The following is a 21532-nucleotide window of genomic DNA, read 5'->3' on the forward strand; positions in this document are numbered from 1 at the left end:
GATAGATGACTGAACGTTTAAAAGCCTGTTGGACAGGAACGGCCAACTACATTTATAAATTCCGGCCCGGAACCGACTTCAGGGAAGGAAGATGGTGAGCAAGCTACTGGCGCTGGAGGCCTACCCCACCCTGCGGGACCTCGACTTCAGGATACTCAGAGGGGTAGAGCTGAACATGCGGCATCACCGCTGGGTTCCGCTCGAGGACATCGCGCGCTTCACGAGAACGGACATCGAAACCGCCTCGTTTCGTCTCGGAAAGCTCGACGATTGGGGGCTCGTGGCCAGGAGGAGCGACATAGGCTACATAGGGTACCAGCTCACGATACACGGCTACGACGTCCTCGCCATAAGGGCGCTCGCGAAGAAGGGCGTTATCGAGGCGATAAACCCCGCCCATGTGGGTGTGGGAAAGGACGCCGACGTTTACGTCGGAATGACCCCCTCCGGCGAAAAGGTCGCCGTCAAATTCAACCGCATCGGTGGAAGAACCGCATCGCGGAGGGCCGGCTACCACGGGCACGTCTTCCAGGATAAGCGCCACACGAGCTGGCTCTACGTCTCGAGGCTCATCGCGAAGAAGGAGTACGAGGCGCTAACCCTGCTGAGCCCGATAGCCCGGGTACCCAGGCCGGTAGCATGGAACAGGCACGTGGTCGTCATGGAGTTCATAGAAGGAACCGAGCTGGCAGAGCTTCGCGACACCGACCTGACGCGGGAAGAGGCGGGGGAGATACTCGACCGCGTCCTGGAAGAGTACCTCAAGATAGTCCGCTTCGGCATCGTTCACTCGGACATGAGCGAGTTCAACATAGTTTTAACCAACGATGGCGACATCCTTATAATCGACTGGGCCCAGCACATAACGACAGCCCACCCCGAGAGCTATGAATTTCTGAAGAGGGACCTGAGGGTGGTGCTGAACGCATTCAGGAGAAGGTGGCGCGTGGAGAAGAGGTTTGATGATGTCTGGCCGGAGTTTGAGAGGGCCTGGCTCGAAAGCAGGGGTGAGGGATGATGGTAATAAAATACGAACCGCTGAACAGGCGCGAGAGGATTATGGGGCTCTTCCGGGAGGCCATAGAGGCGGAGAACGCCAGAGACCTCGAGACCGCCAAGAGGAAGCTCGACGAGATAATGGAGCTGGCGAGGGAGGAGGAGCCGGAGTTCTACTTCGAGGCCTGCTTCAGGCTCGCGGAGATTTTCCTCCAGGAGGACAACTACAGGGGAGCGGTTAAATGTGCGGTACGCGGAATAAGCCGCGCGCCCAGCGAAGACCTCTACCGGCTGGGGGTAAAAAGGCTCGGGGACATTCTGTTCATAATGAAGGAGGAGAACCGGCTCGGCGAGATAGCCCGGGATATGGACGTTACGCTGGGTCTGGTGAGGGACGACGATGAGCTTTATCGCTTCGTTCAAACTCTCGTGAGGATAGCGAGGGGAGAAAAGGTCGAGGAGCGGTTCTCGCTGGAGGAGTTCAACGAGATAATCGAGCTCCTCAGAGGATAGAGTCGAGGACACGCCTCACGTAGTCCCTCTCCGGACTTTCCGGGAAGTTGTATGGCTCTTTCTTTGGTCTTTCGTTGTAGTACGGCCTGTTGCAGCCGGGGCAGCCATGGGTGGCGAAAACTTCCGGTGGAACGAGTTCGGCAAGCTCCTCCACATCGATTCCGAAGCCGGTCAGGGAGCCGCTCTCATCGAACTCGAAATCCTCCGGCGCGGCGAGCCCCTCCTTTATGAGGTGGTGCGCCACCTGGATTCTCCGATACCTGGTGAGGCTCGGAGGCTCCGCGTTCTCAAGGCGGGTTCCCCTTATGGGTGTGAAGGCGAAGAGGGAAACCCAGGCGCCCATCGAGTACGCCCGCCATATGGTCTCGACGGCCTCCCTGTCGGTCTCCCCGAGCCCGATTATGAGGTGCACGAGGGCCCTTCCATCACCGAAGACATCGATGACCTCCCTCGTGAAACGCCACATCTCGCCCCAGGAGTAGAGGGAGTCCTTGATCTCCGGGTAGAGCCTCTCGCTGGCCACGTCGAGGCCAACGCCGATGTAATCAACGTTCCTTGATTTGAACTCCTCGAGGGTCTCCCTCTCGACAGGGGTTATCGAGACCGAGACCGGAAGGCCCAGCGGCTGGAGGAGGTCGAGGAGTTCGATGACGTCGGAGACCAGGCCCGGATAATCAACCGTCTGGAGGCATATCCTGGCAAACCCCCCAGAAGGAAAGGCCTCGATGACCTCTTCCACGTCGAAGGCAGGCCAGGTTATCCTGGAGAGCTTCTTCAGGTCGGCCCTGCTGTCCCTCGCCTGGGGACAGAAGGCGCAATTGTTTCTACAGCGGCCTTCGTGGTACGTCATCAGGTACGCGGTGGTTGGCCTGGCGAGCATTTTGGCCTTTATCAGCCCCGTTGCTATGGCCGTTCCGTAGGAGACCCTGATCTTCATTTCTCCCTACCTCCCATGATGAGAGGCGCGTGGACTATTATAAGTGATGCGGCCGCTATGAAGGGGAGCAGCGGGAAGACCCCGGCGTAACCTCTGATGCCGGCGACGTAGCCCAGGGTTACCTGACCCCCGAGCATCCCGAGGTCGAAGAACATCGTGTAGACGCTCGAACCCATCGTCCTTATCCTCTGAGGGAGGTTTCCAAGGGCCATGAGCTGCATCGCGGGAACTGACAGGCCGAAGCCCGCGCCTATGAGGAGCGCGCTGGCGTAGGAGTGGGGCGGGAGGCTGTAGAGGATCAGCACGGTGTAGCCGAGGATAACGAGGAGCATGCCGGCACGTATGACTGGAATCGGGCCCATCCTGTCGGCACTCCTGCCGCCCACGAGCCTCATCACGAAGCTCGATATCCCGATGACCATCATGTAGAGACCGAACAGGCTCTGGGGCATCCCCAGCACCTTGTAGAGGGCGGGAAGGTAAGTTATGACGCCGGCGTAGGAGAAGGAGAAGAAGAACAGCGCCAGCGACGCGGCAACGAAATAGCTCCTCAGGAGCTCGGAGTAGCTGACCTCGCCGTGCCTCTCCCCCCTCCTGGCAACGGCCTTTCTGCCATCGAGCCAGACCGGGACTACGAGGGCGAGGCCAACGAGGGAAAACGTCACGGTGAAGGAGAAGGCCCCAACGAAGCCGAAGATGTCGGAGAGATAGCCGCCGAGGGCCGGGCCGATTATGTTGCCGAGGGAGAACATCATACCCCTCCAGCCCAGAGTTTCGCCGACTCTGCCCGGGGGCGCAAGGTCAACGGCGGTTGAGAGGCTCGAGGGGAAGAATATCCCCATGGAGAAGCCGTGGATTGCCCTGGCGAAGGTGAATATCCACAGGTTTCCAAGGAGCGCGGAGGCTATGTAGAGAAGCCCGGCCAGCATTCCAAGGACGTTGCCGGCCATCATGGCCTGGAATCTGTAGCCTCTGTCCCCTATCAGGCCTCCGACCGGTTTCGAGAACAGAGAGACGACGGAGGCAACCCCCGCCACCAGGCCAACGAGGAAGGGGGTGGCGTTGAGGGTTATCGCAAAGGGCGATATTATGGGGTTGACTACGCTTATTCCCAGGAAGAAAAAGAAGGTCGAGAAGTTGAGGAGCCAGATGTCCCTCAGGGTTCGGTCGATGGCTCAAACCCCCGCCACGGGTTCGTCCATACCGTCCTTCATGAAGGCGTGGCTCATGTGCTTTGTATTCTTCGCGAAGCCCACGTTGCCCTTGGCATCAACCATTATTATGCCCATGGTGTCGGCGCCGAAGTACTTCGTGGCGAGGCTTATAGCCGCATCGCTCGCAGCCTGGGCGTCCATTCCGAGGCGGACGAAGTCGGTGGCGCTCTTGGCCAGGACGAGCTTTATCGCCACCTCACCGAGCCCCGTGCAGGAGGCCCCTGCCATTTCATTGGCGTATGTTCCTCCCCCGATTATCGGGGTGTCGCCGACGCGGCCGAACATCTTGAGGAAGACCCCTCCGGTGGACGTTCCGGCAACAACTTCCTCGCCGTCGAAGGCCACCGCTCCAACCGTGCTCCTGAGTACCTCCGGGTATTCCTTTATAAGCTCGTTGAGCTTCTTCCAGTGCCTCGTTTCTCCGCTTTCAACGAGCTTCTTCCTCAGCTCCTCCCACTGCTTCAGCCTCTCATCTGTCACCGGGTTGTACTCCTCGAAGCCCATGAGCCTGGCGAACTTAACGGCACCCTCGCCGTTGAGGAGCACGTGGTCGGTCTTCTCCATGACCTTTCTCGCAACACTTATCGGGTTCTTGACGCCCCAGATTCCGGCAACGGCACCCGCTTCAAGGGTTCTTCCGCGCATTATGGCAGCGTCCATCTCGACCTTGCCATCGAGGGTGAGAACGCTCCCGGTGCCCGCGTTGAAGAGCGGGTTGTCCTCGAGGGCTTTGACCGCTTCCTCAACCGCATCCAGAGCAGAGCCCCGCTTGAGCTCGCGCCAGCCGGCCAGAACAGCCTCTCTAACGCCTTCGATGACCTTTGGAATGCGCTCCTCCTTCCTTATCGTGCCGGCACCGCCGTGAACTATTATCGCAACCATGAGAACCACCGTAATAAAAAGCCCTCGAATGGTTAAAAGGGTTGTGGAAACGAAAAGATCTGAACTTCAGCTAAGCGCCATGTTGATTATTGTTTCCCCGATGTTCTCGAGGTACTCGAGAATCCTGCGGTAGCTCTCGAGGGCTATTGACTGGCGGTAGTCGATGGAGCGTATCTCCCCCTTGAGCTCAAGCATCAGCCTGTCGATCTTCGTTAGGTCGCGCTCCTCAATCTGGGCCATCATCTGGCCGAACTTCTCCTTGAGGTACGGAACGTTTACCTCGCCCGGGTTCTCGGCGATGCGCGTTATGTGATCCCCGATGCGCTCGATGTTCCTGACTATGAAGAGTATGCCAAGCAGGTCAAAGGTTCTCCTGATTATGCCGCTCTCCTCGGTGACGCCGCGCTTGGTGAGGATCCTGTTGACCGCGCGGATTATGAGGAAGTAGAACCTGTCCAGCTCGTTCTCGAGGTCGTTGATATCCCGGAGTATCTCCTCCTCACCGGGGTTCTGAATGAGAAGCTCAAGGTCACCGAGCATAGACATTATGAGAGAGCGAATCCTGTTGAGGAGCTCGGCCAGATTGACCTCCTCCTCGTCGAGGAGACTCTTGGCCACCATCCTCTGGGGCTCGTCGAGGATTATCTCAACGCCGGGAAGGCTCTGAAGAACCTTGCGCATCTTCACCTTGTATATCGGCATCTCCTCGGCCAGATGAATCTCAAGAACATCGTAGCCCTGGATGTAGGCCGAGATAACGAGCCTGACCGCCATGTCGGGGGAATATTCGCGGGATATCGTAAGGACCTTCCTCTCACTTATCTCCTTCGGCTCCTTGGGGAATATCGTTATGCTCCCATCGGGGTTTATTGAGAGCGGAACGACGTCGCCCTGGCTGAGGCCGTGCTCCCTGACCCACTTCTTGGGGAGGGATATTATGTATGAACTCCTGCCGGTAAATTGGATTTTTCTGAACTCCATAGATATCACCGCCGATATATAGACGAGCGGCGGCGTATAAAAGGCTTCGGTTCGATATGCTTATAAACGCTATGAGGGACGTTTCACCATGCTCTCGGGTTACGGCAGGGACGCGAAGATACTCATAGCGGCCAACGCAGCGGGCCAGCTCTTCCTCCAGTTCTCGATATTCATCATGCCCTTCTACCTAGCCGTCCTAGGCTACGATATGGCGGCGATGGGAACGTTCTTCTCGATACAGACGTTCACCGGGGGACTGTTCTTCCTGATAGCCGGCCAGGTCTCACTGAGGCTTGGTTACCGGAGAACCCTCATCATCTCCGCCCTTCTCGGACTGGCCGGGAGGCTCCTCCAGGTGGCCGCGATAAACGACTATGTCCTCGCCATCGGCTTCTTCCTGGTCGGAGCCAACATGGGTCTGAGACAGCCGAACTTCACGGCACTGCTCAGCGAGGAGGTCGGCGAGGAGCAGAGACATCACGCGTTCTCGATAAGCTTCGGCCTGGGAACGATATTCAACGCCCTGGGAGTCCTCATAGCCGGCTTTGCCCCGGACTTTTTCGTGGGGCTCGGGCTGACCGAGGGGATAGCCTACAGACTGGTTATATCGCTGGCGCTCCTCCAGTTCGTCCTCGTGATTCCTGCCTTACTCATAATCCGCGACGTTCCCGTGAGGAACCCGAGGATAAACTGGAACCGCGAGCTGGTCGTCAAGATACTCAAGTTCTCCCTCCCGAGCGCGCTGATAGGCTTTGGCGCGGGGATAACTATACCATACATGAGCCTCTACTTCAAGCTCCAGTTCGGGCAGACGCTCGCGGCGATAAGCGGGATATTCTTCTTCCAGCAATTAGCTATGGGCCTCGGCTCCTTCGGCCTTCCGAGGCTGGTTCACAGGATCGGCCCGGTTAAGGTAATAACGTCCTTCCAGAGCATAGCGGCCTTTCTCTTCGTGATATTCCCCTCGATAGAGACCTTCCTGCTGGCGGCACTGCTCTACGTCGTCCGCTCCATCCTCATGAACATAGTCTGGCCCATAAACGACTCCTTCATGATGGGCTTCTTCTCGACCGAGGAGAAGGCAACGGCCGCTGGAATACGGAGGGCCTTCTCGACCTTCATGCGCGGCGGTGGAAACTACGTCGGCGGCCTGCTGTTCGGCACCTCCCTGAGCTACCCGTTCTACGCGACAGCTCTTCTCTACGTCATAGCGACGGCGATATTCTACGCCTTCTTCATAAAACACAACGAGTGAAAAGAAAAGTTATGCCTTAGAGAGCTCGATTCCCCTCTCAAGGGCCCTGAAGTTAATCTCCCAGAGCTTCTCCCGGAGGGTGAGCCTTATTCCCTCAAGCAGGGACTCCTTCCTGAGGGGCACGAGACCTTTACCAAACGCGTAGCCGAGCATCAGGACGCCGAGGGTTCTTGGGTTTATCCTATCGGCCTCGCGCTGGAAGTCCATCATGTACACGGGGCAGATTCTTCCCAGGGCGGCCCCAATCTCCTCCAGCTCCGGGTACTTCTCCTTCCCGACGAGGGTCGTCGCGGTGTGAATCGGGTAGGCGTTTATCACAGCCGTGCTATTCTTGCCCAAAAACCTGGCGTTTCTCAGGGCTTCGGCGGGTTCGAGGGCGAGCATGAGGTTTGCCTTTCCTTCCTCGATGAGGGGTGAGTAGACCTCCTCGCCAAACCGGAGGTAGCTCAGAACGCTTCCATAGCGCTGGCTCATTCCAAGGGTTTCACCTATGCGAACGTTGTAGCCCTCGTGCATGGCGGCGTTTCCCACTATCCTTGAGAGGGTCAATCCGCCCTGCCCGCCGACTCCAGTGATTATGAGGTTGAACTCCATCGGCACCACCGGAAGGCTTTGGGAGGGAGGCGATAAAAACCTGTTGTCGAGAAAATTCGGAAAAAGTAGAAAACCACACAAACTTTTGCGGCAAATATTTAAAGACACACGAGTACATAAAAGCATGGGCTTCGAAAAGTACTACGAGGCGTTTCCGGCGTACAGCGACATATACTCCGAGGAGTACCGGAAGAGAATCGAGACCCTAGAGCCACTACTGCTCAGGTACATGCCCAAAAAGGGCAGGGTTCTCGACCTGGCCTGTGGAACAGGGGGGTTCTCATTTCTCCTTGAAGACCTCGGATTCAACGTCGTTGCCCTCGACAACAGCGACGTCATGCTATCCAAGGCAAAGGAATTCGCAAAGGACAGGAGGTCAAAGGTCGAGTTCGTGAAGGGAGACGCCAGAAAACTGCCCTTCGAGGAGAACAGCTTCGACTACGTGGTTTTCATAGACAGCCTGGTTCATTTCGAACCGAGGGACCTAAATTCAACCTTCAAAGAGGTCGCAAGGGTTCTCAAACCCGGCGGGAGGTTCATCCTTCAGTTCACCGATCTGAGGGCCCTCCTACCGGTTCTCACGAACGGGCAGATAGTGGGTGCTGAGTACTGGATCAGTAAGGTTCTGCCGGACGCCGACGAAAAGACCGTGGTTCTTGAGTTCCAGAGTGAAAAAGAGCATTTCCGCGTCAGGTTCAACGTCTGGGGAAAGACCGCGGTGGAACTGCTGGCAAAGCTGTACTTCAGGCAACTCCACAGTGAAAGAATGAACGAGCACAGTTACTTCCAGGTTTACGCGCCGAAGAAATGAGATTAAGCCTCCATGCGGAGGCGCCTTATCACAAATTCCCTGTCGAGGGAAGCCAGGAAGCTCGCGAGCCTCGGGCCGCGGTCCTTGCCGATGAAGACGTTGTACAAAGCCTTGAACCACTCCTTGCTCGGAATCTCGCGCTTCTTGGCAGCATCGTAGATGGCGTTGTTAAGTTCCTCAACGGTGAAACCCTCGTGGGCCTCAAGCCACCCCGCGACCTCGAGCATGGCCCCCCTGATTTCAGGCCTAAGCTCGATCTCTGGGGGCTCTTCCAGGATGCTGAACTTCACGTTGTCGGGGGCGTACTTCTCAACCCAGTTTTTAGCCAGGCGTATGCGGAGCCTTACCCGCTCGACGTCATCTTCGCCGAGCTTCTCTGGGAGATGACCCTGCTCCTGGAGAACGCGGATTATACCCTCCTCGTTGAGGTGTGGCATCTGGACGAGCGTAACCAGGAACCTGAAGGGCGCCTGCGCGGTCAGTCTGTCGGGAACCTCCGGCATCGAGAGCTCGTAGGTTCTCTTGAGCTCCTCTTCCTCCTCCGGGTTCTTGGCCTGCTCAATGCCGAAGTAGATGCGCTCCACCTTATCGAACTCGTCGTATAGGTTGAGCAGACCAAGGCCGAGGTCTATCTTCAGCTCCTTGTTGGGCCTCGCCTTCGCGTATATGAAGCGGATTATTCCCGGCTCGAGCACCTCGTAGAGGTCGCTGAGGAGTATAACGTTGCCCTTGCTTCCGCTCATCTTCCCCTTCTGACCCTTTATTCCGACGAACTCGTACATCAGGTCTATGGGTGAAGGCCAGCCGAATACCTTCTCAACTATCTCCCTGCCGGTGTCGTACGAGCCACCGGCTGCCAGGTGGTCCTTTCCGGCCGGCTCGAAGTCGACCTTGAAGTGCGCCCAGCGCATCGGCCAGTCAACCCTCCACCTGAGCTTGACGTTGCCGTCCCTTATGTCTGTCTCGCCCTCGCTGCCGCAGTGGGGACACTTGTAGGAGACCTTCCACTCGCCGTCCCACGAAACGAACCCGGCTTCTCTCCTGCACTTCGGGCAGTAAATCATGACCGGCTGCCAGTCCTCCTCAAGGGGCGGCTGTTTGGCCCTCTCGCGGTACTTATCGAGGATGGCCTTTATCTCATCGCGCTTTTCAAGAGCGAGCTTTATCTCCTCGGCGTACTCGCCGGACTTGTACAGCTCGTAGGCGTGGAGGAAGTCCACCTCTATGCCGAGCTTCGACACTTCCTCTTCGAATATGGCTATGAAGTGCTCCGCGTAGCTGTCGTGGCAGCCCCATGGATCAGGAACCTCGCGGACGGGCTTGGTAAGGTGCTCCTTCCACTCGGGCGGCACGTTCTTTGGAACCTTCCTGAAGCGGTCGTAGTCGTCCCACATGTGGATGTGGCGAACCTTCTTCCCCCTGTCCCTGAGGGCGTGGCCGACTATGTATGCCGTGAAGAACTCCCTGAAGTTCCCTATGTGAACGTAACCGCTCGGAGTTATTCCGCTCTCCACAACGTATTCATCCCTGTCGCCGCGTTCCCGGATAATCTTTTCAGCCATGTAGTCTGCCCAATGAACCATTCTCACCACCGCGCTTAGGTCTGCGAAGGGGCTTTTAAGCTTAAGCTTGGCTGGGAAGACAACTCCAAGGGAGAAAATTTTATAAATTCTGATGGTAAAACTACAGGCAAAAGTAACATGGAGGCATCCCCATGGAGTTCGAGATGAAGAGGATGCAGGCGTTTTTCCCGGCGTCGCTGGAGATTCAGGAGGAGCTCCTCAAGGCAGGTTTCAGAGTGCCCTACGACAAGGAGAGTGGGAGAAGAACGCCGATTCCCGTAGTGGTTAGTTCGAGGGTGGAGAGGAAGCTCAGAAGAAACAGGCTCCTGAAGGCCAGAGATTTCGAGAGCGATGGGAAGTTCGCGCTGGTGCCTGGTGAAAGGGCACTCCTGGAGCTGGAGCTCACGGAAAGGGGCTTTCTGGTGCTCAGGCCAAAACCGATCGAGTACCACCTCGAGGAGATGGGCTTCGTCTCCGTCCCTCCAAGGGTCTGGGGAACGTGGGCGAGCTTTTCGCTCCCGTTTTCGGCGTACGATGAACTGGTGGGTTTCCTGGGCGAGTTCAGGGACGATAACGGAAACGGATTCTACACAGCCTCACGGGGCTCAGGCGGAAGGATAGAGGTTTACGCCTACAAGGGGAGGAAGGGGAAGGACCTAGGAATTCCTGTTTTTGGCTACGCCCTCGGGCTCCACGGCCTGACGCTTGCGGAAGAGTACCTCATGGAAAAGGCCAAAGAGAATGGGGTTCCGGAGGAGAGGCTCCGCTACCTCAGGCTTGGCCTGAAGAAGAGGAGGGAAACGAAGGCCGGACTTAAGGTCGGTATCGTCTGGGAGAACGGGAGACCCGTCGAGATAACGCTCAAGCTCGCGACGACGGAGCCGAGGGTTAGGATCCAGGGACTCTACGGCGAGTTGGTCGGCAAATCCCGTGGAGAGCTAGCGAGAACCGATGAGTGGTACATGGTCGTCCACGCGGGCGATTTCATGGCGGCTCTAGAGGCCGTCGGAAGGGCCTTTGGGGACAAGTCATATTAACCCCAACCCCCTCTTCTTTTTTGGTGGGAATAAATGCTCCCCGGCTGGGTACCCTATGCCGGCATCGCCGCTGCCTTCATACTCCTCGCCATAGGGCTCACGAAGAGGCTCGGCCCAGAGTGGGCCTGGGTGAACAGGAAGATAATCCACTTCAGTATCGTTCCGGCCGTTCTGATGTTCTACTACGGGAAAATACCTCCGGAGGTCTTCAGCGGGGCAGCCTTTGCCTTCGGCCTGTTCCAGCTCTGGCCCCACCTCAAAAAGAGGGAGTTCTCGTGGTATCAGATAGAGCACAACTACGGGGAGGTCTTCTTTGCCTTCTCCGCATCGGTCGTGCCAATGATCCTGCCGAAGGAATACGCCACCGCCCTGCTACTGGCAATGGCAATAAGCGACGGGGTGACCGGAATAATCAGGCACTTCTACTTCAAGCGGCACGGCTTCAACGTGAAGCTGAGGAAGCACTGGACCGGAAGTTTAGCGTACCTAGCGACGGCGCTGGCTATAGCTTTCCTTCTCCTCGATGCAGGTGCGATGGGAAAAATAGGATGGGCGGTGGTGCTGACCCTGGCCGAGTACCAGGGCTGGCTCGACGACAACTTAGCCGTTCCGCTGGTTGGGAGCGTTCTCTTCCTCCTCTACTGAGCCCACCTGACCTTCAGGCTGTCCCTCTTTACCTTGTTGAATTCCTTCACAAGGGCCTTCCCGGTCTTCTCCATGAAGCCCTCCACATCCGTTATGCCAAGCTCCTTCAGGCCGATGGCATCAACGCCCTCGGGAATTCCCTTCGCCTCAATGTTTATCCCGATGTGGATCTTGACGCTGACTGGGGAGACCGTTGCTATGGATATGCTGAGCTTTTTACCGTTCACGTATATGTCGTCACCCTTCCTGTGGGTTTTCACGCCGTATTCGGCCAGAACCTCGCAGAGCCTCGCTATGAAGAGCTTCTGGAGCGTTGAGGCGAAGAGCGCGTTCACCAAATCGAATACCTCAATGATGTAGTGAACCATATCGTCGCTCCGGATTTCCTTGCTCGCCCTTAAATCTTCGATGTCAATCATCTCCTCCACTTTAACGTCGCACTTTCCACGGAAGACGACCAGCGAGTTCCCGAGTATTCCAAAGTTCCTGTAGGCCCAGTGGCTCCCTATCGCGGAACCGTCGTAGTCTATACGCTTATCCTTCACGATGAGTAGCTCCATGCTATCACCCCTCCTCTCAAGGAGTTCCCTCAACTCCTCAAAACTTTTGGCATCTTTCCACATATGGATGAACCGAATAGACGGGACGGTGGTTTTAACGTCTTCGATATGTATATCCCTGTCGTCCACGTAGATGACTCCCCCAACATCGTATCCCGAAAGCTCCAGCTCCCGGAGCGTTCTCGCTATCATATCCGCCTTGTCCGGGTGGTTCTCTATCTTTGGAAAAACGAAGCAGTCCCAGAGGCCAAAGCCTTCGAGGATTGGTTTAACCTTCTCTTCAACGTTCCAGCTCGCTATGCTCAGAACGAACCTGCCACTCGCCCATTCGAGGAACTCCCTGACTCCCGGGAAAAGGTGAAGTTCCCCACCGTTGGAATCAATTAGATAATCGCCGTGGAACTCGTAAGGCGGCACAAGCTTGGATGCATCCTCGTGATCCCAGAGTGTGCCATCGAGATCAAGTATCAGCACTCTCATTTCATCACCAAGAAAAGCTCCGCTGGTGGGTTTTAATGGTTGTGGAGAAGCATCATGACTGGAAGTTCAATATTGCAATGCAATCAATCAGACAGAAACGAGATTTAAGGGCTCGAGGACCGTGCACAGGCCGATTGACCTATCAAATGCCCAGCCCCCCTTTCAGAGGCAGAAACCTCGGGCTGTTGGGAGCGGCAGACTGAACGGGTCGGTTTCCCTTCCCGCTTACATCCCCGCCCCATCAAACGGGTCTTCTTCCCGAGCCCTCGTCCCAGGCAAAGGACCGGTCGCCCGACCCCCTGCGCCTGGGAGTGGGTGCCTATTTTCGGGGACCGCTTCGGCCTTAGATGCTTTCAGGCCTTATCGGACGCGGCGTAGCTGCCCGGCTGTGCCCTGTAGGACAACCGGTAGACCAGAGGCCGCGGCTCCCTGTTCCTCTCGTACTGGGGGAGCCTTCCCCTCAGGCACCCAGCACCTCCGGTAGATAGCATCCGACCTGTCTCACGACGGTCTAAACCCAGCTCACGTTCCCCTTTAATGGGTGAACACCCCCACCCTTGGCCCCTGCTGCAGGACCAGGATGGGAAGAGCCGACAGCGAGGTAGCAAGCCTCGGGGTCGATATGGGCTCTCGCCCGAGACGACTCTGTTATCCCCAGGGTAGCTTTTCTGTCATCCCTGGCCCCCACCGGGGAGGCTCAGGGGTTCGCTAGGCCACGCTTTCGCGGCTGGACCCGCCTCTGTTACGGGTCCAGTCAGGCCGGCTTTTGCCCTTGCACTCTACGGCGGATTCCTGACCCGCCTGAGCCGACCTTAGGGCACCCTCGATACCTTTTCGAGGGTGTGCCGCCCCAGCCAAACTGCCCACCTACCGCTGTCCCCCCATCGGGGGTTAGCCATACGGCAGAGGGTGGGCGGTGTCTCATGGACGGCTCCACCCGCCCCGGAGGACGGGCTTCGACGCCTCCCGCCTACGCTGCGCACCCCCCGCCGTATGGCAACGGCAGGCTGCAGTAAAGCTCCATGGGGTCTTCGCTTCCCACCGGAGGTCCCAGGCATATGCGCCTGGCAGTGGTTTCGCCGGGCCCCAGCCGGGGACAGTGAGGACCTCGTTACGCCATTCATGCAGGTCGGCATTTAACCGACAAGGAATTTCGCTACCTTAAGAGGGTTATAGTTACCCCCGCCGTTTACCGGTGCTTCACCCGGTTGAACCCGGGCTTCACATACCGGCACTGGGCAGGCGTCGGCCCCAGTACAAACCCTTTCGGGCTAGCTGGGACCTGTGTTTTTACTAAACAGTCGGGTCCTCCTAGTCACTGCGACCTGCGGGTTACGCACCCGCAGGCACCCCTTATCCCGAAGTTACGGGGCCAATTTGCCGAGTTCCCTCGGCTGGGTTTCCCCCGACACGCCTTAGGCTTCTCACCCAGGGGCACCGGTGTCGGTTCTCGGTACGGTCGCGGTGGATCGTTCCCAGAGGGCTTTTCACGGGCCCCAGGGATCGGCGGAACCCCCCTTACGGGAGGCCATTCGCGCTTTCATCCGGTTCTCGCCATTACGGCACTCCCCGGACTTATACGCTTAGCCGGCCTTGTGGACCGGTCCGCCTACCCCGAGGCGTCACCCTCCGGGCTTGCGTTGCCGCACCTACCACCGCGGTACGGGAATATAAACCCGTTTCCCTTTCGCGGGCGCCGAGTTACGGACCCGCTTAGGACCGACTAACCCACGGCTGACGAACATTGCCGTGGAACCCTGGCCCCTTCGGCGGCCGGGATTCTCACCCGGCTATGCTGCTACTCCCGGCAGGATCCACAATACCGACGGGTCCACTGGACCTTACGGCCCAGCTTCCACCCCACCGGCACGCCCGCCTACCCGATCACGGACCAATCGGTCCGTGCGCCGGGGTCTCGGCAGCCGGCTTTAGCCCCGTCCATTTTCGGGGCCCCTGACCTCGACGGGTGAGCTGTTACGCACTCTTTAAAGGATGGCTGCTTCTAAGCCTACCTCCCCGCTGTCTAAGGCCAGGGACACCCTTTGGAGTAACACTTAGCCGGCATTTAGGGGCCTTAACCCCGGTCTGGGTTGTTCCCCTCTCGGTTGACGGCTTACACCGCCACCCTACTCCGGCCATCTACGGCGGCAGTGGGTTCGGAGTTTGACAGGGAGCCGGGGGATTTCTCCCCCTAAACCCCCAATCAGTGCTCTACCCCACCACCTACCTCCGGCCGGGCTATCCTGAGGGATAATTCGGCGGGAACCAGCTATCGCCGGCCTCGATTGGCCTTTCACCCCTAGCCCGAGGTCACGGGAGCGAATTGCACGTCAGCATCCCTAGCGGGCCTCCATCCCTCTGTTGAGGGACTTCACCCTGCCCCGGGCTAGATCGACCGGCTTCGGGTCTCATCCGAGCGACTCCGGGCGCTTTCACACCCCGTCCCTCACCCTTACGGGCTGCGGACCTGTCGGTTTCCCTGCGGCTTCGGGGTTGACCCCCTTAACCTCGCCGCTCGGATGAACTCCCTGCCCCGTGATCCAAGACGGACGGTGCGACTCTGGTCGCCTCCCCTCGTACTCCACGGTCGCCCGTGTTTCCTTCGGGGAGGGTCAGCCCTTCTGAGCCGCACCCACCTATCGCCGCCTGGTTTCAGGCTCTTTTCACCCCCTGCCAGGGGTGCTTTTCAGCTTTCCCTCACGGTACTAGTTCGCTATCGGTCTCGGGACGTATTTAGGGTTGGGAGCCGATGCCTCCCAGCTTCCCGCCGGATATCCGACCGACGGTACTCAGGGACACCCCAAGACCCACCGGGCTTGCGCCTACGGGGCTTTCACCCTCTACGGCGCCACGTTCCAGTGGACTTCGGCTTCACCCGGGAGGGTCTTTCGGGGGCCCTACTACACCACATCCCCTCCGGGTTTCCCCGAAGGGTTCAGTTTGCCCTGTGCCGCTTTCGGTCGCCCCTACTAACGGCATCGCTTTTGCTTTCTTTTCCTGCGGGTACTAAGATGTTTCAATTCCCCGCGTTCCCCCTCCCGACTGGGAGTGCGGCAAGAGCCGCGGGAGGTCCCATTCGGGCATCCCCGGTTCGACGGCTGCCTGCGCCTCGCCGGGGCTTATCGCAGCTTGCCACGCCCTTCGTCGGCGCCCCGAGCCGAGCCATCCACCAGACGGCTTAAGTTTTCTGCCCCCTACTCAGGGGGCTGGGCATTTTTTGGGTCAATCGGCCTGTGCACGGTCCTCATCGTGATCCCTGTTCGGGATCTCGGACCCTTCCACCCCGAGCCGGGCTCGGGATGTGCATCTCTTCGTGGTGGACCGGCCGGGATTCGAACCCGGGGCCTTCGGCTTGCAAAGCCGACGCTCTCCCAGGCTGAGCTACCGGCCCACGGATGGCAGGCCCAACACCTCTTAAACCCCCCGGACGGATTTTCCGGCGATAGGAGGTGATCGAGCCGTAGGTTCCCCTACGGCTACCTTGTTACGACTTCTCCCCCTCACGGAGCCCAGACTCGACCCGGCCTCCCCGAAGGGAGATCAGGCCTCATCCAGACCCCGCTCGGGTGGAGTGACGGGCGGTGTGTGCAAGGAGCAGGGACGTATTCGCCGCGCGATGATGACACGCGGGTACTAGGGATTCCAGCTTCACGCGGGCGAGTTGCAGCCCGCGATCCGAACTGGGAGCGGGTTTAGGGGATTACCTTCCCCTTTCGGGGTCGGATCCCATTGTCCCGCTCATTGTAGCGCGCGTGTAGCCCGGGGGTTTCGGGGCATACTGACCTACCGTCGCCCGCTCCTTCCTCCGGCTTATCGCCGGCGGTCCCCCAGAGTGCCTCCCCCCCAGCGGGGAGGACTGGCAACTGGGGGCGCGGGTCTCGCTCGTTACCACACTTAAGTGGACGCCTCACGGTACGAGCTGACGGCGGCCATGCACCTCCTCTCGGCGTGTCCGGCAAGACCTTCAGCCTGGCCTTCATCCTGCCGTCGCCCCCGGTGAGGTTCCCGGCGTTGAATCCAATTAAACCGCACGCTCCACCCCTTGTAGTGCTCCCCCGCCAATTCCTTTAAGTTTCAGCCTTGCGGCCGTACTCCCCAGGCGGCGGGCTTAACGGCTTCCCTTCGGCACCGGGCGAGCTCGAAGCTCGCCCGACACCTAGCCCGCATCCTTTACAGCCAGGACTACCCGGGTATCTAATCCGGTTCGCTCCCCTGGCCTTCGTCCCTCACCGTCGGACCCGTTCCAGCGGAGCGCCTTCGCCACTGGCGGTCCTCCTGGGATTATAGGATTTCACCCCTACCCCAGGAGTACCCTCCGCCTCTCCCGGTCCCAAGGCCCGCAGTATCCCCAGCAAGCCCCACGGTTGAGCCGTGGGATTTCGCCAGGGACTTACGGGCCCGGCTACGGACGCTTTAGGCCCAATAATAGCGGCCACCACTCGGGCCGCCGGTATTACCGCGGCGGCTGCCACCGGCCTTGCCCAGCCCTTATTCCCGGAGCTCTTTACACTCCGGAAAAGCCGTGGCGATGCCACGGCACTGGGGGTCCCCCCGTCGCGGTTGCCCGCATTGCGGAGGTTTCGCGCCTGCTGCGCCCCGTAGGGCCTGGACCCGTGTCTCAGTGTCCATCTCCGGGCTCCCACTCTCATGGCCCGTACCGATCTTCGGCTTGGTGGGCCGTTACCCCACCAACTACCTAATCGGCCGCCGGCCCATCCTCGGGCGGGCAGAGCCCCTTTCGGCCTGAGGACCTTCCAGTACCTCAGGCCTATGGGGGATTAGCCCCAGTTTCCCGGGGTTATCCCCCTCCCGAGGGTAGGTTACCGACGTGTTACTGAGCCGTCCGCCGGTGCGCACAAGGCGCCCCATGACTCGCATGGCTTAGTCGGACCCCCATAGCAGTGGCCTCCGGCAGGATCAACCGGAATTGAGCAAGGAGTACGGCCGGTGGGACTTCCCTCAAGGGGAAGTACCAATATCCGTCCGGGGTTTGGTCGAGGTGTTGGGCCTGCCTTACCCCCGAGGGGTCCGCCTTTCGGCGTTTCCTCGGGAGCGCACATTGCTGTGACCCGAGCTGGAGGGCGGGGTTCATCGTGGGTGCTTTGCACCCTGTCCCCCCGACGCCGCCGTCTTGGCGCTCGGGTTTTGTCGCGCCCTGTTCGGGCGCTCCATCCAATAGGGGTGAACCCCACCGATACAAAATTTTTGCAAAACCCCTCCCCGGGCAGATTTTTAAAAAAGAAGCTGTCAAAAAGCGCCGATAAAATGCACAATTTTAGACATGAAAATGGCAAAACTTTTGCGTGGTCAAAGGAGAAACAGCAGGAGGATTAGAAACCCCGAGATTACTGAGACCGCGGTGCCCATGCTGGCGACTTCCTCATCATTGAACCCTAGGCCCATACCAACTTCCCATCCCACATAGCCCCCCAGCATCACCATAGGAAGAGAGACCACGAAAGGCATCCATCGCCCACTCAGAGACAGCAGTCTCCCGAGAAAAAGGACAAAATCAAGTGCCGCGATGAGCGTCATGATTACAAAGCCGATGGTATAGATAGCGATTCTCTTCATCAGCGGCACCACCCGCAGGCCCTCGGTATGGTCACGTAGAACACCAGAACCGCGAGGAGGCCGACCAGGAGGGCAAGCTTTCTGGCGTCCCCTTCCAGCACTCCAACAGAAATGAGGAGACGCTTTGCCAGAGGGAGGAGGACCAAGAGCGAGAGAACTACGGAGAATCCGTCCGCGAAGGGAACCACCGATCCCAGACTACCAACCACGAGGAAGGAAACCACCATGAGAAGTCCGGCTCCAAAAAACGTCAGAAAGGTTAAGAGAGCGGCGAGGGGAGACGCCCTCACAGCTTCAGTATCTCAGGAACAACACTTATCTTCGATGCCGGCGTGGGTATCGTGTTCGTAACGGCAAGCTCGTCAACGGCTTTGCTTACGCGCTCTATCGCACCCTCGGCGAAGACACCGTGAGTGGCCGCGACGAAGACCTTCTCCGCCCCCATCTTCCTGAGCAGGTTCGCCGCCCGGATCATGGTCCCGCCGGTGCTTATGATGTCATCGACTATGAGAACGTTCTTCCCCTTAACGTCCACATCAACCGGTTCCATCCTGACCTCCGTCGGGGAGACGCGGACCTTGTGGAAGTGGCTGTACTCGAGGCCAAGCCTCTCCGCAACGGCCTTCGCCCTCATCAGAGCACCCTTGTCGGGGGCGAGAACAACGCCCTCACCGAGCTTCTCCCCGAAGTAGTCGGCAATGACCCCCGCGGGGGAGAGGTTGACCGCCTTACCCGGGAAGAACTTGAGGGTCCCGGGGTTGTGAAGGTCGAAGACGTAGAGCTCGTCGTAGTAAACCGCGAGGGTTCTCATCACCGCCCTCACGCTCACCGGCTCCCCTTCCTTCGTGACCCTGTCCTGTCTCGAGTAGGCAAAGTATGGAACGACCGCCCTGAGCTTCCGGACCCCCTCTCCCGCAGGGCATCAGCGAGGAGGATCATCTCGACCAGGTGCTCATCCTGGGGAGCGAAGGTGGACTGAACGACGGTAGCCTCTTCACCGGAGCCGAGAACGCGAACGTACTTCTCGCCGTCCGGAAACTTCCTTATCTCAACCTCAATCAGCTCGCCGCCAAGGGCCTTCATCTCGTCCTCCAGATGCCTGGCACCGCTTCCAATCACGAACATGAGCATCACCCCTGTTTGCCACTGGAATGTTCAATACCTCCCTTAAAAACCCACCGTTATACCAGGAGGACGGCAATTATGCCCGCGAGGAAGATGCCGTCGAAGGTGCCGGCGCCGCCTATGCTGACCATCGGCGCGCCGAGGTTCTTGATCCTGCTCCAGTTCATCAGGTCGGCACCTATCAGGACGCCGAGGGTCCCGCTGATGTAGGCAACGGCGTTCGGATTGCTCCCGCCGAGGAGCCAGCCGAGGAGTATGGCCATCAGAGGCGGCAGGAAGAGGGGCATGGCTATTCCAAGGCCCCTGACAGGCCTGGCAACGGCATGGCTGAAGAGAGAAGCCATGAGAACCGCCAGGAGGGTGTTGAAGAGAAGGGCCCACCGGCCGAAGTACACCATCCTGAATATCTCATAGACGGCCACACTTATGGGAACGATGGCCCCTCCCACGTTTATGGCGATGATTATGCGCCTCTCCTCCCAGTCAAAGAACGGAACCGGATAGGCTATTCCAAAGAACCGGACCTCCCTCACCCTCACGACCGGCTCGTAGGACGTTTCCTCCGCGATTGGTATGTTGATGAAGCTCCCGACGAGCGCGAAGATGAAGAGCGCATAGGCAACGTCCGGGGGAATCCCCAGTTTTTCGAATGCGGCCATAACGACACCGGAGAAGAAGGCGAAGATGATGACGAAAAGAATCCCCATAACCAGGAGCACGGGGAGTGAAACGGGCGGGATTATGAGGCGACGTCTGTTCATCCTGCACCACCGCGATGGACTACCACCCTTCAGGGGCTCGAAATTTCCGCGACCACCAATGAAAGGGCTAAAACGGAGTATATAAAACCTGCGCCGGCTTTCAGGGAATCGAAGGATACGGAAGGAACCCCGAAAAAACGGACGACGGGGAAAACTTTAAGTCCACCTTACCCAAACCAGTTGAGGAGGTAGAGCCGATGAAGATTATCTGGTATGGACACGCGTGCTTTTGGGTCGAGACCAACGGCGTGAGACTCCTCATCGACCCGTATCCCGAGGTGGACGATGACAGGATAGGCGAGGTTGACTACATACTGATAACCCACGAACACGTGGACCACTACGGCAAGGTGGAGCTTCTCTCGCGACTCCGTGACGCTACCGTGATAGGGCCCAAGCCGGTTTACATGACCGCCATCAGCGACGGTGTAACGAAGGTCAGGGAGATAGAGGACGGTCAGACCATTGAGCTTGAGAATGGCGTTAAGGTGACCGCCTTCTACATGGAGCACCCCTCGAGCCAGTACCCCCTGGGTTACCTGATAGAGGGGGACAAGGCCCTATTCCACACAGGCGACACGTATTCCACACCGATCCTCCAGAGACTCCGCGGAAGGGTGGACGTTCTCCTGGTGCCAATAAGCGGCCGCTCAACGGCCAACGAACGCGAGGCGGCCCAGATCGTCGAGGATGTGCGCCCGCGCCTCGTCATACCTATGCACTACGGTATCTACGGGACGGGAAGCCCCGAGAAGCTCAGGGATGAGCTCCAGAAGAAGCGCATCTGGACCCTCGTCAGGCCCCTTGAACTCTACGAAGAGTTCACCCTTTAGCGGTGAAGCGGATGCTCTCAACGGGGGTCAAATCACTTGACGAGCTTCTGGGCGGGGGCATCGCCCCCGGAGTTCTTACCCAGATTTACGGTTCCTACGCCACGGGGAAGACAACGCTGGCGGTCCAGATAGGTCTTCTCAGCGGCGGGAAGGTTGCCTACATCGACACGGAGAGCGGCTTCTCCCCGGAGAGGCTGAGCCAGATGGCGACCGCAAGGGGTCTGGATCCGGGGGAAGCCCTTCAGCGCTTCATTCTGTTCACCCCCTCGGATTTCAAGGAGCAGCGGCGCTCTATTGGGAGCCTGAAGAAGATCGTTGATGGGACGTTCTCCCTCGTCGTCGTTGACTCGCTAACGGCACATTATCGCGTCGAGGAGAACAGGAGGGGCCTGAGCGCAGAGCTGGGCAAGCAGCTCCAGGTGCTCCTCTGGATAGCGAGAAAGAGAGACATACCGGTCATAATCATCAATCAGGTTCACTTCGACAGCCGGGCGGAGAGGATGAAGCCCGTTGCCGAGCACACGCTCAACTACCGGACGAAGGACATCCTCCGGCTGGATAGACTGAACGTCCCCGGCCTCCGGGTCGCAGTTCTGGAGAGGCACCGCTTCAGGCCGGAGGGGGGCATGGTCCACTTCAGGATAACGGAGAAGGGGATTGAGGATGCCGGGGACTGAGGGATAGTACGAAACCGGAATATTTCCGAGATAAGGAATTGAGAGCTTCAGGTGAAGCCTTACAAGCCCCTCACCGATTTCTCCAGAAAACTTTT

At 58.6% G+C, this 21532-nt stretch carries 18 protein-coding genes, 1 tRNA gene, 2 rRNA genes and 2 pseudogenes; 8 read left to right on the forward strand and 15 right to left on the reverse strand.

What is annotated here, in order from left to right; translation table 11 throughout:
- Positions 1-91 precede the first annotated feature (91 nt).
- Both FH039_RS11210 and FH039_RS11215 read left to right on the forward strand, forming a co-directional pair.
- Entirely contained in the window at positions 92-1018 is a 927-nt protein-coding gene (locus FH039_RS11210) for a serine/threonine-protein kinase RIO2 (RefSeq protein WP_139681380.1), read from the forward strand.
- On the forward strand, positions 1018-1509 hold the full coding sequence (locus FH039_RS11215; protein WP_139681857.1) for a hypothetical protein: 492 nt from the start codon (positions 1018-1020) through the stop codon (positions 1507-1509). The genes FH039_RS11210 and FH039_RS11215 overlap by 1 nt, the downstream gene beginning before the upstream one ends.
- Here FH039_RS11215 and FH039_RS11220 read toward each other — a convergent pair.
- The 4 genes from FH039_RS11220 to FH039_RS11235 form a co-directional block, all read right to left on the reverse strand.
- A complete protein-coding gene (locus FH039_RS11220; protein ID WP_139681381.1) occupies positions 1499-2446 on the reverse strand; it encodes a radical SAM protein in 948 nt (315 codons plus the stop codon). The genes FH039_RS11215 and FH039_RS11220 overlap by 11 nt on opposite strands.
- Positions 2443-3606 (reverse strand): MFS transporter, encoded by a 1164-nt coding sequence (locus FH039_RS11225; protein ID WP_168188424.1) that lies wholly within the window; start codon positions 3604-3606, stop codon positions 2443-2445. The genes FH039_RS11220 and FH039_RS11225 overlap by 4 nt, the downstream gene beginning before the upstream one ends.
- A 15-nt stretch (positions 3607-3621) precedes the next feature.
- Positions 3622-4542, reverse strand: a complete 921-nt coding sequence (locus FH039_RS11230; protein ID WP_139681858.1) for an isoaspartyl peptidase/L-asparaginase family protein — start codon at positions 4540-4542, stop codon at positions 3622-3624.
- A 66-nt stretch (positions 4543-4608) separates the two neighbouring features.
- On the reverse strand, positions 4609-5523 hold the full coding sequence (locus FH039_RS11235; protein WP_139681859.1) for a phosphate signaling complex PhoU family protein: 915 nt from the start codon (positions 5521-5523) through the stop codon (positions 4609-4611).
- Positions 5524-5611: 88 nt separating this feature from the next.
- Between FH039_RS11235 and FH039_RS11240 the strand changes: the two genes are divergently transcribed.
- Positions 5612-6778 (forward strand): MFS transporter, encoded by a 1167-nt coding sequence (locus tag FH039_RS11240; RefSeq protein WP_139681383.1) that lies wholly within the window; start codon positions 5612-5614, stop codon positions 6776-6778.
- Between the two features lie 9 nt (positions 6779-6787).
- On the opposite strand, the gene FH039_RS11245 is transcribed toward FH039_RS11240, so the two are convergent.
- Positions 6788-7372, reverse strand: a complete 585-nt coding sequence (locus FH039_RS11245) for an indolepyruvate oxidoreductase subunit beta (RefSeq protein WP_139681860.1) — start codon at positions 7370-7372, stop codon at positions 6788-6790.
- Between the two features lie 124 nt (positions 7373-7496).
- Here FH039_RS11245 and FH039_RS11250 point away from each other — a divergent pair, with 124 nt between their 5' ends.
- Positions 7497-8183: a class I SAM-dependent methyltransferase gene (locus FH039_RS11250; RefSeq protein WP_139681384.1), complete on the forward strand. Its 687-nt coding sequence runs from the start codon at positions 7497-7499 to the stop codon at positions 8181-8183.
- A gap of 2 nt (positions 8184-8185) precedes the next feature.
- Here the strand turns inward: FH039_RS11250 and lysS are convergent, their stop codons facing one another.
- On the reverse strand, positions 8186-9766 hold the full coding sequence (lysS, locus tag FH039_RS11255) for a lysine--tRNA ligase (RefSeq protein WP_139681861.1): 1581 nt from the start codon (positions 9764-9766) through the stop codon (positions 8186-8188).
- Positions 9767-9897: 131 nt separating this feature from the next.
- Here lysS and FH039_RS11260 point away from each other — a divergent pair, with 131 nt between their 5' ends.
- Both FH039_RS11260 and FH039_RS11265 read left to right on the forward strand, forming a co-directional pair.
- A complete protein-coding gene (locus tag FH039_RS11260) occupies positions 9898-10782 on the forward strand; it encodes a PhoI (RefSeq protein WP_139681385.1) in 885 nt (294 codons plus the stop codon).
- Positions 10783-10815: 33 nt separating this feature from the next.
- Entirely contained in the window at positions 10816-11427 is a 612-nt protein-coding gene (locus FH039_RS11265) for a diacylglycerol/polyprenol kinase family protein (protein ID WP_139681386.1), read from the forward strand.
- Here the strand turns inward: FH039_RS11265 and FH039_RS12270 are convergent.
- From FH039_RS12270 to FH039_RS11305, 9 genes and pseudogenes are all read right to left on the reverse strand, one after another.
- Positions 11421-11987, reverse strand: coding sequence for a DUF366 family protein (locus tag FH039_RS12270; RefSeq protein WP_206206175.1), 567 nt, complete (start codon positions 11985-11987; stop codon positions 11421-11423). The two genes, FH039_RS11265 and FH039_RS12270, sit on opposite strands and share 7 nt — an antisense overlap.
- A gap of 27 nt (positions 11988-12014) precedes the next feature.
- Positions 12015-12467 (reverse strand): annotated as a pseudogene (locus FH039_RS12275) (magnesium-dependent phosphatase-1); the annotation flags it as partial.
- A gap of 165 nt (positions 12468-12632) precedes the next feature.
- A 23S ribosomal RNA gene (locus tag FH039_RS11275) occupies positions 12633-15661 on the reverse strand.
- Between the two features lie 120 nt (positions 15662-15781).
- Positions 15782-15858, reverse strand: a tRNA-Ala gene (locus FH039_RS11280).
- A 53-nt stretch (positions 15859-15911) separates the two neighbouring features.
- A 16S ribosomal RNA gene (locus FH039_RS11285) occupies positions 15912-17395 on the reverse strand.
- The 16S and 23S rRNA genes sit together here with 1 tRNA gene alongside, the layout of an rRNA operon.
- 379 nt (positions 17396-17774) lie before the next feature.
- Positions 17775-18041 carry a hypothetical protein gene (locus FH039_RS11290; RefSeq protein WP_139681388.1) on the reverse strand — a complete coding sequence of 89 codons (267 nt, stop codon included), beginning with the start codon at positions 18039-18041 and terminating at the stop codon, positions 17775-17777.
- Positions 18041-18268 carry a hypothetical protein gene (locus FH039_RS11295; RefSeq protein ID WP_139681389.1) on the reverse strand — a complete coding sequence of 76 codons (228 nt, stop codon included), beginning with the start codon at positions 18266-18268 and terminating at the stop codon, positions 18041-18043. The genes FH039_RS11290 and FH039_RS11295 overlap by 1 nt, the downstream gene beginning before the upstream one ends.
- A gap of 59 nt (positions 18269-18327) precedes the next feature.
- A pseudogene (locus tag FH039_RS11300) lies at positions 18328-19166 on the reverse strand (ribose-phosphate diphosphokinase).
- Between the two features lie 56 nt (positions 19167-19222).
- On the reverse strand, positions 19223-19927 hold the full coding sequence (locus FH039_RS11305) for a DUF1614 domain-containing protein (RefSeq protein WP_139681390.1): 705 nt from the start codon (positions 19925-19927) through the stop codon (positions 19223-19225).
- Between the two features lie 197 nt (positions 19928-20124).
- Here FH039_RS11305 and FH039_RS11315 point away from each other — a divergent pair, with 197 nt between their 5' ends.
- A complete protein-coding gene (locus FH039_RS11315; RefSeq protein ID WP_139681391.1) occupies positions 20125-20760 on the forward strand; it encodes an MBL fold metallo-hydrolase in 636 nt (211 codons plus the stop codon).
- 11 nt (positions 20761-20771) lie between these two features.
- Positions 20772-21437: a DNA repair and recombination protein RadB gene (gene radB / locus FH039_RS11320; protein ID WP_139681392.1), complete on the forward strand. Its 666-nt coding sequence runs from the start codon at positions 20772-20774 to the stop codon at positions 21435-21437.
- Positions 21438-21532 lie beyond the last annotated feature (95 nt).

This window comes from Thermococcus indicus (genome assembly GCF_006274605.1).
In the GTDB taxonomy this organism is placed as follows: domain Archaea; phylum Methanobacteriota_B; class Thermococci; order Thermococcales; family Thermococcaceae; genus Thermococcus; species Thermococcus indicus.

Coding starts and splice junctions, on each gene's coding strand:
- FH039_RS11215 (WP_139681857.1), top strand. CDS start 1,018: ATGGTAATAAAATACGAACCGCTGAACAGGCGCGAGAGGATTATGGGG.
- radB (WP_139681392.1), top strand. CDS start 20,772: ATGCTCTCAACGGGGGTCAAATCACTTGACGAGCTTCTGGGCGGGGGC.
- lysS (WP_139681861.1), bottom strand. CDS start 9,766: ATGGTTCATTGGGCAGACTACATGGCTGAAAAGATTATCCGGGAACGC.
- FH039_RS11315 (WP_139681391.1), top strand. CDS start 20,125: ATGAAGATTATCTGGTATGGACACGCGTGCTTTTGGGTCGAGACCAAC.
- FH039_RS11240 (WP_139681383.1), top strand. CDS start 5,612: ATGCTCTCGGGTTACGGCAGGGACGCGAAGATACTCATAGCGGCCAAC.
- FH039_RS11210 (WP_139681380.1), top strand. CDS start 92: ATGGTGAGCAAGCTACTGGCGCTGGAGGCCTACCCCACCCTGCGGGAC.
- FH039_RS12270 (WP_206206175.1), bottom strand. CDS start 11,987: ATGGAGCTACTCATCGTGAAGGATAAGCGTATAGACTACGACGGTTCC.
- FH039_RS11220 (WP_139681381.1), bottom strand. CDS start 2,446: ATGAAGATCAGGGTCTCCTACGGAACGGCCATAGCAACGGGGCTGATA.
- FH039_RS11245 (WP_139681860.1), bottom strand. CDS start 7,372: ATGGAGTTCAACCTCATAATCACTGGAGTCGGCGGGCAGGGCGGATTG.
- FH039_RS11230 (WP_139681858.1), bottom strand. CDS start 4,542: ATGGTTGCGATAATAGTTCACGGCGGTGCCGGCACGATAAGGAAGGAG.
- FH039_RS11260 (WP_139681385.1), top strand. CDS start 9,898: ATGGAGTTCGAGATGAAGAGGATGCAGGCGTTTTTCCCGGCGTCGCTG.
- FH039_RS11265 (WP_139681386.1), top strand. CDS start 10,816: ATGCTCCCCGGCTGGGTACCCTATGCCGGCATCGCCGCTGCCTTCATA.
- FH039_RS11250 (WP_139681384.1), top strand. CDS start 7,497: ATGGGCTTCGAAAAGTACTACGAGGCGTTTCCGGCGTACAGCGACATA.
- FH039_RS11305 (WP_139681390.1), bottom strand. CDS start 19,927: ATGAACAGACGTCGCCTCATAATCCCGCCCGTTTCACTCCCCGTGCTC.
- FH039_RS11290 (WP_139681388.1), bottom strand. CDS start 18,041: ATGAAGAGAATCGCTATCTATACCATCGGCTTTGTAATCATGACGCTC.
- FH039_RS11235 (WP_139681859.1), bottom strand. CDS start 5,523: ATGGAGTTCAGAAAAATCCAATTTACCGGCAGGAGTTCATACATAATA.
- FH039_RS11295 (WP_139681389.1), bottom strand. CDS start 18,268: ATGGTGGTTTCCTTCCTCGTGGTTGGTAGTCTGGGATCGGTGGTTCCC.